Below are 12,959 nucleotides of genomic sequence, written 5' to 3'. Positions count from 1 at the left end.
TTTTAAAAGAGAGCATATTATGACTAAGAAGACATTAGCAGTAGCCGCAGTCATCACCGCAGCATTGTCAGCGCCAACTATGGCAGCAGATTGGTTCATCGGTGGCGGTATCGGTTCACAAGAGAACAACTACAAGGCAGAGATCACCGAAGCGGTCGATCCTGGCTTCAGCAAGGGCACCTTCAAAGATTCAGATAGCGACATGATCTATGAACTACGTGGCGGTGTTTACCTCAATGACAACAACCGCGTATACGGCACTTACTCTTACAACTCAGATGACTTCGCTAAGCAGCAGAGCTTCTTGATGTCTTACGACTACCTGGTCGGCCTGGATGCGAACAACAAGTTCAACTGGTTTATCGGTGCGACAGCCGGTGTGAACCATGTGAGCCCAGACGCAGACATGCTGGAATCTAAGAACCGCTTCGTATGGGGTGGTCAAACAGGCTTCATGTACAAGATCAACGACAGCCTGAGCACAGAAATCGGCTACCGTTACCTGAAGCAAGACTATGAGAGAAGCTTCGCGTCAGACGCTGGCGACAAGGCATCATTCTCACTGGATGACAGCCAACAGGTTTACCTGTCTGTAGACTACCGCTTCTAAGCCGAGTCTTTACGAGAAAGCCCCGCAAGGGGCTTTTTTATTGGGTGATGTTCACTGTTTCTGCCACTCAATCAGCTTCCTCGACCAGCAGCCAATCACCCACGGCCTGCAAGGGGATATGCTCTTGTTCGATCCAGGCCACCCAGGCCAAACGCTTAGGCGCATTGGTAGCATTAGCGAGCGGCTCAATGCGCCCGCTAAAGGTGACGGTCTGTTTATCCCAACTCTTTCCAGTCAAAGCCTGTCCAACCAAAGCCTGTCCAGCCAAAGCCTGTTTAGCCGAGCCCTGTTGAACTGATGCCTGTTCAAGCGAGGCCTGGTCATTTAGAGGCTGGCGAGCTAACGCCGAATAACGCCTGTGGCTCAAGACCACGAAGTCTTCCACTAGGTGTTTACCTCGATTCTCTCCCCGACCCACCCGAGTCGTCAGCCCGCTGCCCAGCAGGGCAAGGTGCAGGGTGAGCCCTTGATTGCTCGGCAATCGGCTGTCGAAGCTGGCGGTGAGCTCTTGCCCTGTTATGGTCAGACTTAATCTGCCCACTATCGCTCGCTTATCGGACTCATCGGGCAGCAGCGCCTGCCTTCCTGCTCGCCACTCGCGGCCATTGATCACCAGCTGCGGCGTATAGACCTGGGAAATGCCCTTGTGATTGAGGTAATCATACTGGCGTTGACTGAAGGCGCGTTTAGCGAAGGAATCTTTCCAGCCGAGGTAGTTCCAGTAGGTCACATGAAACGCCAGCGGGAAATAATAGTGCCAGAGGCCGGTCTCTTGTTTGAATCCCGAGAGCCATCGCTCCATGGGCGGACAGCTGCTACAGCCTTGGGAGGTAAACAGCTCGACCACCAGAGGTTGCTGCTCACCACTGCGCTTATGAAACTGCGTCAGTGTCTGAGCCGCAAAAGTGGAGTGAGCCAACAGGCTCAGCATTAACAAGAGGGCGACTTTACTCAAGCTGGCTTCTCCTCCAAGATGATATGGGTCTACTCAATAGACCCGGCGCCGCGCCATTTACGTTCAAGGACGCACGCGTTAACCTAAGGAAATCCTATGCAACCCTATCGCATCATAGACTGTCATGTTCACGACCACCTGGAGCTGGCCTGCATCAGGGGTTATCAGCTGCTCATAGAGACCTCGACCGGGGAGATGAGGGCCACCGCCATCACTCTCACCACCCAGGCGGATAAGAGCGAGTATCTGACCGTGAGAAACGAGGCGGGCGAGCAAGCGATTCGCTTGGATCATATTCAGGCCATCACGCCCTTAACCCAGGGCGCGGCGTTCGATCGTGTGGTGATCGCACCGGCAGACAAGTCAGGAGAAGATTAACGGCAGAGCTCGCCGACGGGTCGGCTACAGGCCCTTTAAGGTAGGATGCTCGCCGCGCCGACGAAATAAACAATGTTTAATCCATATATAGATGGATTTTTAGACATTTAGCACGAATTAGCTATTCACTCAGATAGCCGCACTGATAGAATCGAAGCACCATCCAGAAACTATTAGGACCTCCCCATGAGCCTTGAACTACTGTCCAAGCTGGAGACAAAAATCCAAGCGGCACTCGAAACCATTGAGCTACTGAAAATGGAGCTTGAAGAAGAGAAGCAGAAGAACCATACCCTGAACGAACAGAACCAACAGCTGAGCCAAGATCTCACCTCTTGGAACGAGAAAGTTACCGGGCTTGTGGGTCTGCTGAACGACGAAGTTAGCGAATAACCTTAGCGACTAACTTCAGAGGAGAGGCGCTTATACAAGGAGCCTGAGGCTCTATTGATAAGCGCGTTCGATGCGCGAAGACCTAAGCCGTCTTCGCCTCGTTATGTTGGTGCTCAATCATTTCATTCAATTCCATGATGGCGCGTTTTACCTGAGGCAGGCTCTGACGCGGCAGCAAAAATTTTCCTTTCTCGAACTCTAATCGTCCCAGGTCTTTCACCCAGATCACCCCAGAAACAAAGATGCGGGCATGTTTGACAATCAATTTCGGTGCGTAGACAGGAAAAACTCTCATGAGACCTCCAAGCAAGACTCTGCGTTCTTATTTTTATACTTAGATTCGACAGGTCATTTACCATGTTAGTTTCAATTTTCTGAGCATTTTTTTCGCGAAATTTGACCCGCGCGCCATAGTGCTAAAAATTTACCTTGTCTATCAGACTAATAGACTAGGCTAAATAAAAATTGGCGCTTGCCAAATTTTTGACACACTGGTAGATTGGAGCAGTTACTCAGGGTAAATAGAGCTTTTTTAGCTCAATAACCGTATTTCCAAAGCGACCGGAAATACGGTTTTTTTTATTCTGGGCAACAAAAAAGGGGCCTAAGCCCCTTTCGATAACCGACCGCCGATTATTTCAAGCTAGTCAGGTAGTAAGCGATCTGTAGCAGCTCGTCGTAAGACTTAATCGCACCAGTCTCGACACGGTATTTACCGTTAACGACCAGGGCAGGTACGCCAGACAGCTTGGCATTCTCGGTTGCACGCTTCATCTGCGCCATCTGCGCACTCACCATGAAAGAGTTCGCGGCGGCATCGAAATCTTTGCCATCTACGCCATTGGCGATGAACAGCTGACGGATATCGTCACGGCTAACGAAACGTTGCTTCTTGTCGTGGATAGCGGCAAACAGCGCGTGTTCCATCTTGTCTTCAACCTTCAGCTGATTCGCTACGGCGAAGGCACGAGACATCTCTGGGCCCATTTCACGACCGATAAATTCAACATGGTTCTGCTTAAACACTACGCCTTCTGGCAGGTTAGCCTTGATCTTAGGCACCTGTGTCTTGGCAAAGTTGTAGCAATGTGGGCAGTAGAAAGAGAAAAACTCGGCGATCTCAGGCTTAGCCGTAGCCGGGCCATCGTTGATCACTGTGTAATGAACTCCCTCTTTATAGTCGGCGGCCAGTGCCGCCATAGGGGCAACTAAGAGTGCCAGTGCTACCAATAACGCTTTCTTCATTATGCTTCCTTAACAGTGCCTCAGCACCACTATGACAAAAAGATTGACCATACCTTAAAGTGGTTTGGAGTCCACCTCAAGCGGATAAGTTCATTTTTCTGTTACAAATTACAGCCAAATTAGCCCCGACTAATAGGGGATCAGGGTGATCGGCGGCTCATCTAACTTAGCCAGCTGCTCCTTGAAGGCCAGGATCTGCTGCTCCCAATATTTCTCTTCGCCATACCAGGGGAAGTGCATCGGAAAGGCGGGATCCTGCCAGCGGCGACTCAGCCAAGCGTTGTAATGCAGCATGCGCATCGCCCGCAGCGACTCGATAAGATGCAGCTGGCGATTATCGAAGTCGCAAAACTCCTCGTAGGCCTCCAGCAACACCTCAAGCTGCAGGGTCTGGTGTGAGCGCTCGCCCGAGAGCATCATCCAGATATCCTGCACCGCGGGCCCCATCTTGGCATCATCCAGGTCCACGAAGCCCGGACCATCCGGGGTCCACAAGATGTTACTGGGGTGCAGATCCCCATGCAGGCGTATCGCCTCGGTGGGATATTGATGCCAGATGGCTTTCGCCTTCTCCAGCACCTGCTCCACTATGGTGAAATAGGCGGTCTCAAGGCTGGGCGGCACATGATCTGAGCCCTTGAGCCACGCCAAAGACTCATCGCCCAGCAGCTTAGGCGTCAGGGTCTGACGATGCACAAAGGGGCGCCGCTTGGCCATCTGATGAATACGGCCAATGAAATGCCCCACCTCCTCGAGCTGCTCCAGGTTATCCACCTCGAAGGCGCGCCCGCCCATGGAGGGAAACAGCGCGAAGCGATAGCCCTGATATTCCTGCAATGAGCACCCCTCGATGATCACGGGCGCCGCCACGGGGATCTCCTCCTCCACCAGCTCGGCGCAGAAGTCGTGCTCCTCCTGGATCTGCTCATTACTCCAACGCTCGGGGCGATAGAACTTCACCACATAGCGCCGACCCAGGTCGCAGCGAAACTGATAGACGCGGTTCTCATAGCTGTTCAGCGCCAGCAGCCCTGTCTCGGGATAGATACCCACAGATTCGATGGCATCCAGGATGAGATCCGGCGTCAAGGCCTGAAAATGAAACCCCGCCCCTTGCATCGACTCTGTCATAGCTGTGACTCCAATAGGCTGGCCAGATAGACGAGCACCTCGACCTCATCGTCGCGCTCCACCGACAGCCAGCAGACATCACCATAAAACTCATAATTTAGCTGCAACAGGCTGCCCTCGAACTCCAGCAGCCACTGATGCCTGTCGGCGCCCCAGTGACGCTCGATCACCCGGCAATCCAGCGCCTTAACGAGCGCCTCGGCAAAAGGATCGAAGCGGTCAAAATCCACATCGGCCAGAATCGACAGGCTCTTGGCCTGGGGCTCGACCTTGATGGCGCTGATCTTCAACTCTTGATTCATAACTTACTCAGGGGTTTCCCTGCCTCTTCAAACTGATTCTTTTAGACCCACATGCGGCTTATCTTAAAGCGGCTAGCTGCTACAAGACATGATAAGCCCCTGTCCCCACTCGGGTGGACGCTTGGCGTAGGCTTCCTTCTCCGGCTGCTCGTCGAAGGGGCGTGTCAGCAGCTGGTGCAGATCGGCCAGCGGCTGGGTATTGCCCTCTTCACAGGCGATAATCGCCTCCTGGGCCAGATAGTTGCGCAGCACATATTTCGGATTCACCTGTGCCCGCGCCGCCTGCCAGCTGGCCACATCACTCACCTGTCCCAGGCGCTCGCGATAGGCCTGATACCAGGTATCGAAACCGGCGAGATCGATAAAGTCATCTCTGAGGGATGAGTGTTGGCTATTCGGATCCAGCTGGGCAAAGCGGCGCCAGGTGTTGGTGTGATCCAGACGGTTGGCCTCCATCAGCTGGGTAAAGCCGCCGATCAGCTGTAGATCTGTCTCGTCTTGCTCGCTGTCTGCCGGCTCAACCAACTTGATGCCCAGCTTATCGCGCATCAAGACCAGATAGGCCTGCACCAGATGATGCTGGTAAGTATTGAGGGCGGCGATTAGATCGTCCGAGGCGATAATCGGTACTAGGGCTTGGGCCAAACGCTGCAGGTTCCACAGGCCGACGCCCGGCTGCTGACCGAAGGCATAGCGACCATTGGGATCCGAATGGTTACAGATAAAGTCCTCCTCGAAGGTATCGAGGAAGGCGAAGGGGCCGAAATCGAAGCTGTCGCCGAGGATCGACATGTTGTCTGTGTTCATCACCCCATGGGCGAAGCCGACGGCCTGCCAATGGGCGATCAACTTGGCGGTATCGGCCACCACACGGTTAAACCAGGCGATGTAACCGGCCTGGTCACGGCTCAACTCGGGATAGTGCTGGCTTAGGGTAAAGTCGATAAGCTGCTTGAGCTTATCCTTGCTGCCCTGCTCGCTGTGGCAGAAGAACTCGAAATGACCGAAGCGGATATGGCTCTTGGCCAGACGCACGGTAATGGCCGCCGTCTCCTGAGTCTCACGCCATACAGGTAGGTCAGAGCCGATCACCGCCAGGGCCCGTGTCGTGGGGATATTGAGATGATGCAGCGCCTCTGAGATCAAAAATTCGCGCACCGCGCTGCGCAATACGGCGCGGCCGTCGCCATGACGGGAATAGGGAGTCATGCCTGCGCCTTTGAGCGCCACATCCCAGTAGCCCTGTGGGCCCTCGGCCTCGCCAAGAATGATGGAACGGCCATCGCCAAGCTGAGGCGAGTAGCCGCCAAACTGATGACCGCTATAGACCTGGGCATAATAGCTGGCACCCGGGATCGCCTGATTGCCCGCCAGCCCCTGTAGCAACTCATCATCGGGCTGCTTAAGCCCAATTAGCGCGGCGGCATCTTCACTCCAGGCCAGCCACTGAGGGCGCGGCAACCCCTGAGGGGTCACCTGGGAATAAAACCCGCTTAGCTGGTCGAAATAATCTTGCTTAAACTTCATTGGCTAACCCTTATGCTTCACTGGCTTGCCAGAGTTTCCAGGCGTTGACACTTAAGCGCGCCCGCCTCATTGCGCTGACATAATTCACCGCACAGATAACTGCCGCTACCCGTCTGACTCAGCTTCACCATACCGGCGCCCTTTGCCAGACACTGATCCAGCTGCTGATAGTAGCCGCTTATGTGCTGATCCAGCTCACCTTGACTTGCCAGCGCCTCGGCGGCTGCACCCGGCGCCGCATCGGGGTAATAGAAGAGAGTCCATTGGGGCACCTGGGTACAAGCCGTCATAGTTAATAGTAACGCCGCGAAAGTCATCATGCTGCGCATTTTGATCTCCTGTTCACCACAGATTGTCCAACCTAAACCAAGGCCAATATGGCCCTGCGACCAGAGACATAAATGTTCCGGACATAACGCCATTTCCTCTCCATCCTTGGGACTCTTGTCAGTCATCCTGCCGATGGGGCACAAATATTCCGGACATAACGCCATTTCCTTTCCATCCCTGGGACTCTTACCAGTCACCCTGCGGATAGGGCATAAATGTTCCAGACATAACGCCATTTCCTTTCCATCCCTGGGACTCTTACCAGTCATCCTGCGGATAGGGCATAAATGTTCCAGACATAACGCCATTTCCTTTCCATCCCTGGGCAAATGGCATAAATGTTCCAGACATAAAAAAGGCGACACTCAGATCGCCTCTTTAGTATTGCTTGACTAGTTTACACGGCTATTCGCCGAGATGCAGTAGATTACTGCCGGGGCTAAGATCAGGCCTGCGCCTTCGCCTTGGCCTTCTCGATGCGAGTGATACGTCCCTCGAAACCGGTAACCGTACCGTCTGAGAGGCCATAACCTATGGCCGCCTGACAGATTGCGATGGCACCATCGAAGTCACCACAGTCGTTGAGCAGGGTCGCCAGGTGCATGAATCCGACGCCCTTCTCCTTGGTAGGAGCTGGCAGAGCCGCAAACAGCGATTGATAGTATGGCGACAGCGCCGCACCATATTCGCGGTACTCTTCCTGCTTACGCTGCTTGTAACACTCGGCGATTGCCTGTAGCAGCGCCACATGCTTGCCTTCGGCCTCTGGTTCGGCGCGATATTGGGCTAAAGACGCGCTCAGCTTGTCGTTTGCCCATGATTCATCGGTCACCGCCAGCATCTTGAAGGCTGGCTCTGGCTCTGGCTCTGGCTCTGGCTCTGGCTCTGGCTCTGGCTCTGGCTCTGGCTCTGGCTCTGGCTCTGGCTCTTCAGCAAGCTGCTCGGGAGCTTGTTCTACCTCAAGTGCTGCCTCGGTCGGTTTCTTCTCTTCGGCCACTTCTACGACAGTCTCTTCGACGGCAGCTGTCTCAACGGGCTCGACAACAGTTTCTTCAACAGCCTCTGTCTCAGCAGGCTCGACAGGTTCGAAGGTCACGCCCTCGTCGGCTGGGGTCGAGACCACCTTTTCCGCTTCTTGGTCCATTTCTTGGCTAGGCACATTCACGGCCTCGCCTGATACCACCTTCTCAACCGGTTTCTGGGTTACTTGTTGCTCTTCCTGTGCCAGTCGCTGCGCTCGTTTGTACAGGTAAACGCCCACCGCTACCAGCAAAATAATGGCTATATATTTCATTATCATCCACCGTTGATTAATCGCGCCCAGTATCAGGCATTTTCATATCGCAAATATGTCTAGATATTAACCGATATTATTAGTCGATTCTCTTGCTATAAATCAAATATTTATACCTCTTTTTCGCTCGGGTATCAAAAACAGCCGTGAAAATCATGCTTAGGGGGTAAAAATGGCCTTTTCTGCCGTGATTTTCAGCGGCGGACTGAGCCGCTTAAAAGTGCCATTTTGTGCGCATCTTCATAATTTCGCCGCTTGCTTTTGTGTTCCCGTTCGCCTCGGGCTAGGCTAGCTATAACCCAGTAAAGAAGTCGGATATATCATGAGCCAAGAGATCCTAAGTGGTAAGCTGCTGCGAGAGTTTAAGACCATCGCCGCCATGGTACATATCTATTGCAAAGACCACTGCCAGGCCAAGGGCGATGTGGCCAACTGCCCAGAATGCAGCGAGTTTCTCGAGTATGCCCACACCAGGCTGGACCGCTGCCCCTACGGTCAGGACAAACCCACCTGCAACAAGTGCCCAGTGCATTGCTACAAGCCTGAGCCGAAGGCCAAGGCGAGAGAGATAATGATCTATTCCGGCCCGCGCATGCTGCTGCCCCACCCCATCATGGCGATACGTCACCTGTGGGCCGAACGCGGCCCTGTGCCGGGCAAGCCGCCCGCGGCGGCGTCTAACCGTCACCTGCGTCTGGCCAAGGAGCAGAAACCCTCCTCTTAGATCTGGGTTGATTCCAGCAGAATCGGCCCGGCGTTTAGCCGCGCCAATAAGGCCCAAAATTCACCTTGGGTTAACCCGTTATTTCCAAGCTGAGATCAGCGCCTTAACCCTTGATGGGATTTCGAGGCGAAATCCCACCTCACGCTTGCCTCGCCGGCCATTTTGCGTCAACAATGAGCACTATGGATACGCACTCTCACGGCTTGTTATTCGAAGGATACTGGTGGCTCTCCTTGCTGGGTGGCCTGCACTGTATCGGCCTGGGACTCTATCTCAGGTATCTCTACCGTGATCGCAACGACAACCACAAGCTGCTAGGTGCCATCTTCAGCCTGCTGGCCCTCTATTTTCTCACCGGCCTGCTCAACAGAGACAACTCGCCCCTGCCGCTGCAACAGCTGTTTATCCTGCTGATCCCGGCTTATTTCCTGCTGATGCCCATGCTGTATCTCTATTGCTATCGCAGCCTGCACGACATCAAGGGTTCTATCGGCCTGTCGCGCCACTTCATCCCCGCCATCGCCCTGGTGCTGGTGATAGGTCTCAGCGCGCTGCTAAGCGGTGAGATGCGCCAGCTGGTCTCGACCAGCAGAGTGACCCAGTTTAACCATGTCACCCTACTGGGTACTGTACTGCCCCTGCTGCTGGTGCTGCAGACCGGTCTTTATTTCTACGCCATCTTGCGCCTGCTGCGCCGCTTCAAGGGACGGGCCCACCGCGCCCATCAGGACAGCCTCAAGGATATCAAGTTCAGATGGCTGCTGGCGCTGACGCTGGCCATGTTGACCAACTGGCTGGTGCGCATGGGATTAGTCATACTGCCCTACTTGCTGGGGGATAAGGTCAGCCTGGCGGCTCAGGCCAGCACCCGGCTGTTTCTGCTCCTCAGCCTCTACCTGCTCGCCCTCTACGGCCTCAAGCAGATCACCATGTCTGCCTATCTCAGGGGCCGCCTCTCCCCAGACCTGCAAACCCAGGCGCGTCCAAACAGCAGCCGTCAGCTGCTGAACGCCGAAGAGCTCAATTATCTGCAACAACTGCTGCAATCCGACAAAAAATAATTAACTCAATTTATACCTAAGCGGTTTTGCGTTAATGTATCCGGGCTTAACCACCTCAATTAACAAGAATTACTCAAGCAATCACTAGAGAAGGGATCAAGATGGGAAGGGGATATCAACTCACCGCGTTGGCGGCGATCTGTGCGGGCGCCATGGGACTGAGCAGCGGCGTATTGGCCGCCGAGCGCACTCACCAGATCACCACGGATGACTTTTTCACCATAGGCAACATGGGCAATGTTCAGCTCAGCCCAGATGGCAAACATGCACTCTGGCTAGAATCCCGCTGGGACAAGGAGCTGGACAAGGCGCAGAAAGATCTCTGGCTTATCGATACCAAGTCACGCAAGACCAACCGCCTCACCTTCACCAACGAGAGCGAATCCAGCCCTCAGTGGAGCCCGGATGGCAGCGCAATCTATTATCTGGTCAAGCAGAGCCGCGAAGACAACAAGGCGCCCTACAACGGCAAGGCTCAGGTGTTCAGAATCAACCTGGGCAGCACAGAGGCCGTCCCAGTCACCAAGGAAGCCGAGGGAGTAAAACAGTTCCAGCTCAGCCAAGATGGCAAGAGCCTCTACTTCCTCACCAACAAGAGCACTACAGACAAAGATATCTGGGCCAAGGTAAGAGCCAAACACGGCGCACCTAAGTATGGTCACGGCAAGGTCACCACCAACCCTCTCTACAAGCTAGATCTCGACCACTACCAACAGAGCCTGGTGCTGGACGATGACAAGGTGGTGTGGAACTTCAGCGTCAACCAGGACGCCAGCCAGATCGCCCGTATCACCACCCAGGACAACGAACTGGTCAACCTGGAAGGCTGGTCAAACATCGAAGTGTTCAACACCCAGTCACAGCAGAACAAGGTGCTGGAAGACAGTGCCTGGCGCGAACAGGCGCCCTCGCCTTATGGCTGGCTACTCGGCCTGGCCTGGCATGAAGACAACCAACGCCTGGCGTTTCGTATCGACTTCGATGGCCACCCGGGCAAGCTGTTTGTGGCCAAGCCACAGGACGACAAGGCCAAGCTAATTCAGGTGAAGACAGAGGGTGATGTCACCTTCAACTCCGGCGACATCCATTGGCGACCAGGCAGCGACGAGCTCTGCTATCGCGGCTACGACCACGCCAGGGTCAAACTCTTCTGTAGCGAGATAGATAACCAGGCACAAGGCGACACCCGCACTGTACTGGCAGGCGATCTGGTAATGGGCAGCTATAGCTTCACCCACAATGGTAAGAAACTGGCCTTCAGCCACAACGGCCTGGATCATTTCAGCGACCTCTTCATCGCCGATGCCGCCAGCAAGAAGGCCAAGTACAAGCGCCTGACCAACATCAACCCACAAGTCGACAGCTGGATCCTACCAGAGATCTCGATAGTGAAATGGACCGCACCGGACGGCAGCCAGGTGGAGGGGATCCTAGATCTGCCAGCAGGTTATAAGAAGAGTGACGGCCCGCTGCCGCTGATCGTGCAGATCCACGGCGGTCCGACCTCGGCCACGCCCTACGCGCTGCAACACAGATCCTACGGCCGCGCTACCTTTACCGCCAACGGCTGGGCGCTACTCTCGCCTAACTACCGCGGCTCTACCGGCTATGGCGACAAGTTCCTCACGGACTTGGTGGGCCAGGAGCATGAGATCGAGGTGGCCGACATCATGGCAGGTGTCGATCATCTGATCAAACAGGGCATCGCCGACGGTGACAAGATGGCGGTGATGGGCTGGAGTAACGGCGGCTACCTCACCAACGCCCTCATCAGCACCACCAACCGCTTCAAGGCAGCCAGCTCGGGGGCCGGCGTATTCGACCAGCGTCTGCAGTGGATGCTGGAAGATACCCCAGGCCATGTGATCAACTTCATGCAGGGCCTGCCCTGGGAGAAACCTGAGGCCTATACCCACGGCTCGTCGCTGACCCATGCCGACAAAATCAAGACACCGACCCTGATCCACATAGGCGAAAACGATCAGCGTGTGCCACTGGGTCATGCCCAGGGTCTCTACCGCGCCCTGAAGCACTACCTGAATGTGCCGGTCGAGTTGGTGGTTTATCCGGGTGAAGGCCACGGTCTGAGCAAGTACCAGCACAGACAGGCCAAGATGGACTGGGACAAGCAGTGGTTCGAGCACTATGTGCTGGACAAGCAGATGGACGAAGCTAAGTAAAAGCCTATTTGTTAGCTGAACCCGAGCTGACATCAATCGAAAAAGCGCCAATTTTGGCGCTTTTTTCATCAACAGCCGTTTTCATTCTTAATCAGTCGAACTATGCTAAAACCATCCAAATCGATGGAGGTCATCATGCATAAGTATCTGTCTACCCTAATTCTAAGCTGTTGTGTGGCATTGGGATTATTGACGTCCCCCATGACGCTCGCCGCCGACAGCTACAGCGAGGCGATTGCCAACTTCAAGAAAGCCCCGGACACCCAGAAGTTTTTCAACTCCGCCTATGGCTACGCCATCTTTCCCACTGTCGGCAAGGGCGGCATAGGCATAGGCGCCGCCTACGGTAAGGGCCGTGTCTACAAGGGCGGTGCCCATACCGGCGACTCCAGCCTGACCCAACTGTCCATTGGCTTCCAGCTCGGCGGACAGGCCTACAGCGAGATCATCTTCTTCAAAGATGCCAAAGCTTATCAAGAGTTTACCAGCGGCAGCTTCGAGTTTGGTGCTACCGCATCGGCAGTCGCCATCAATGTCGGCGCCAATGCCCAGGTGGGCACCACAGGTAACTCCGCCGGCGCAGGCCACTCGGGTGCCAACAAGGCCGCCAGCGCCGCCTACATCAACGGCATGGCAATCTTCACCGCCGCCAAGGGTGGCCTGATGTATGAGGCCGCCCTGGCCGGGCAGTCTTTTACCTTTGAACCCAAATAGCGGGCATCTGTGAGGGAGTCAGAAGGCTCCCTCCTTTCTTCTTTCCCATCTCTGGGTGATTTTCGATAATCGACTTGATAATTAAGATTGTTCTGCGCTTTTCGGAGTGATGCGT

The 12,959-nt window shown here is 54.7% G+C and carries 15 protein-coding genes; 7 read left to right on the top strand and 8 right to left on the bottom strand.

Annotated features, from left to right (window positions below):
• Positions 1 to 19: 19 nt before the first annotated feature.
• Positions 20 to 610, top strand: a complete 591-nt coding sequence (locus K0I63_RS01400; protein ID WP_220072827.1) for an outer membrane beta-barrel protein — start codon at positions 20 to 22, stop codon at positions 608 to 610.
• A 67-nt stretch (positions 611 to 677) separates the two neighbouring features.
• Here K0I63_RS01400 and K0I63_RS01395 read toward each other — a convergent pair whose 3' ends face one another.
• Positions 678 to 1,565 carry a DUF1223 domain-containing protein gene (locus K0I63_RS01395; protein WP_220082281.1) on the bottom strand — a complete coding sequence of 296 codons (888 nt, stop codon included), beginning with the start codon at positions 1,563 to 1,565 and terminating at the stop codon, positions 678 to 680.
• A gap of 96 nt (positions 1,566 to 1,661) precedes the next feature.
• Between K0I63_RS01395 and K0I63_RS01390 the strand changes: the two genes are divergently transcribed.
• Both K0I63_RS01390 and K0I63_RS01385 read left to right on the top strand, forming a co-directional pair.
• On the top strand, positions 1,662 to 1,943 hold the full coding sequence (locus tag K0I63_RS01390) for a Rho-binding antiterminator (protein ID WP_220082280.1): 282 nt from the start codon (positions 1,662 to 1,664) through the stop codon (positions 1,941 to 1,943).
• A 186-nt stretch (positions 1,944 to 2,129) separates the two neighbouring features.
• Positions 2,130 to 2,336, top strand: coding sequence for a cell division protein ZapB (locus tag K0I63_RS01385; protein WP_011864073.1), 207 nt, complete (start codon positions 2,130 to 2,132; stop codon positions 2,334 to 2,336).
• A gap of 82 nt (positions 2,337 to 2,418) precedes the next feature.
• Here the strand turns inward: K0I63_RS01385 and K0I63_RS01380 are convergent, their stop codons facing one another.
• The 7 genes from K0I63_RS01380 to K0I63_RS01350 all read right to left on the bottom strand — a co-directional run bounded on the left by K0I63_RS01380 (position 2,419) and on the right by K0I63_RS01350 (position 8,165).
• A complete protein-coding gene (locus K0I63_RS01380) occupies positions 2,419 to 2,631 on the bottom strand; it encodes a DUF1107 domain-containing protein (RefSeq protein ID WP_011864072.1) in 213 nt (70 codons plus the stop codon).
• A 338-nt stretch (positions 2,632 to 2,969) separates the two neighbouring features.
• Positions 2,970 to 3,581 (bottom strand): thiol:disulfide interchange protein DsbA/DsbL, encoded by a 612-nt coding sequence (locus K0I63_RS01375; RefSeq protein ID WP_011864071.1) that lies wholly within the window; start codon positions 3,579 to 3,581, stop codon positions 2,970 to 2,972.
• Between the two features lie 129 nt (positions 3,582 to 3,710).
• Positions 3,711 to 4,712 (bottom strand): serine/threonine protein kinase, encoded by a 1,002-nt coding sequence (locus K0I63_RS01370; RefSeq protein ID WP_286670298.1) that lies wholly within the window; start codon positions 4,710 to 4,712, stop codon positions 3,711 to 3,713.
• Positions 4,709 to 5,014, bottom strand: a complete 306-nt coding sequence (locus tag K0I63_RS01365; RefSeq protein WP_144203871.1) for a DUF3630 family protein — start codon at positions 5,012 to 5,014, stop codon at positions 4,709 to 4,711. Before K0I63_RS01365 ends, K0I63_RS01370 begins: the two co-directional genes overlap by 4 nt.
• Positions 5,015 to 5,086: 72 nt before the next feature.
• Positions 5,087 to 6,541: a protein adenylyltransferase SelO gene (locus K0I63_RS01360; protein ID WP_220082279.1), complete on the bottom strand. Its 1,455-nt coding sequence runs from the start codon at positions 6,539 to 6,541 to the stop codon at positions 5,087 to 5,089.
• Positions 6,542 to 6,558: 17 nt separating this feature from the next.
• Positions 6,559 to 6,870, bottom strand: coding sequence for a hypothetical protein (locus K0I63_RS01355; protein WP_220082278.1), 312 nt, complete (start codon positions 6,868 to 6,870; stop codon positions 6,559 to 6,561).
• Between the two features lie 446 nt (positions 6,871 to 7,316).
• The gene (locus K0I63_RS01350) at positions 7,317 to 8,165 is read right to left on the bottom strand and encodes a hypothetical protein (protein WP_220082277.1); all 849 of its coding nucleotides are present in this window, start codon (positions 8,163 to 8,165) and stop codon (positions 7,317 to 7,319) included.
• 322 nt (positions 8,166 to 8,487) lie between these two features.
• On the opposite strand from K0I63_RS01350, the gene K0I63_RS01345 reads away from it, so the two are divergent.
• The 4 genes from K0I63_RS01345 (at position 8,488) to K0I63_RS01330 (ending at position 12,844) form a co-directional block, all read left to right on the top strand.
• Positions 8,488 to 8,889 (top strand): nitrous oxide-stimulated promoter family protein, encoded by a 402-nt coding sequence (locus K0I63_RS01345; protein ID WP_011864065.1) that lies wholly within the window; start codon positions 8,488 to 8,490, stop codon positions 8,887 to 8,889.
• Positions 8,890 to 9,062: 173 nt separating this feature from the next.
• A complete protein-coding gene (locus K0I63_RS01340; RefSeq protein ID WP_220082276.1) occupies positions 9,063 to 9,950 on the top strand; it encodes a hypothetical protein in 888 nt (295 codons plus the stop codon).
• A gap of 101 nt (positions 9,951 to 10,051) precedes the next feature.
• Entirely contained in the window at positions 10,052 to 12,130 is a 2,079-nt protein-coding gene (locus tag K0I63_RS01335; RefSeq protein WP_220082275.1) for a S9 family peptidase, read from the top strand.
• Positions 12,131 to 12,265: 135 nt separating this feature from the next.
• Entirely contained in the window at positions 12,266 to 12,844 is a 579-nt protein-coding gene (locus K0I63_RS01330) for a lipid-binding SYLF domain-containing protein (protein WP_011864062.1), read from the top strand.
• Positions 12,845 to 12,959 lie beyond the last annotated feature (115 nt).

The organism is Shewanella rhizosphaerae, assembly GCF_019457655.1.
GTDB classification, from domain to species: Bacteria; Pseudomonadota; Gammaproteobacteria; order Enterobacterales; family Shewanellaceae; genus Shewanella; species Shewanella loihica.
Note: the sequence above shows the minus strand (reverse complement) of the source record. Positions and strands in the feature narration are given on the sequence as shown.